We start from the raw sequence: 434 nt of genomic DNA on the forward strand, positions 1-434 counted from the left end.
GGACAGTGCTTCGGGCAGATCCGTTGCATCCCAGATTTTCTCGATCCCCGGGCCGAATTCACCGGTTTTCGCCGCATAGCCGTCGAAGAGCGAATAGACGCCTGCGCCCGCGTGCGTGTCGATGTACCAATACGACTTGTCTTTCTTGTTCAAATAACGCAGCAACTGCACGACGACGGTGTGCTTGAGGACGTCCGCGTGATTGCCGGCGTGAAAGCCGTGACGATAGCTGAGCATGGCGAGAGAAATACGGAAGCGGTACGTGAAAGTCGGCCGGGCGTCGGGGGCGTGACTCATGCGGCGATGCCGACTCGTGGACATGGCCGACCGACGCGGCCGCGTATTGTACGCGAGTATGCAATACGGCCTGCCCTTCGGCTATCGGCTATTGATACGCGTCGCCGACGATCTGCTCGATCTGCTGCTTCGTGTCC

Annotated in this window: 1 protein-coding gene; it reads right to left on the minus strand. The window is 59.7% G+C overall.

Annotation, left to right across the window (positions count from 1 at the left end; all coding sequences use genetic code 11):
* Nucleotides 1-297 (minus strand): 23S rRNA (adenine(2030)-N(6))-methyltransferase RlmJ (gene rlmJ, locus J5M58_RS27165; protein WP_306795267.1); only part of this gene is annotated, 297 nt, incomplete at its 3' end.
* Between the last annotated feature and the right edge of the window lie 137 nt (nt 298-434).

Source organism: Pseudomonas sp. 32_A (genome assembly GCF_017490905.1).
Classification (GTDB): domain Bacteria; phylum Pseudomonadota; class Gammaproteobacteria; order Pseudomonadales; family Pseudomonadaceae; genus Aquipseudomonas; species Aquipseudomonas inefficax.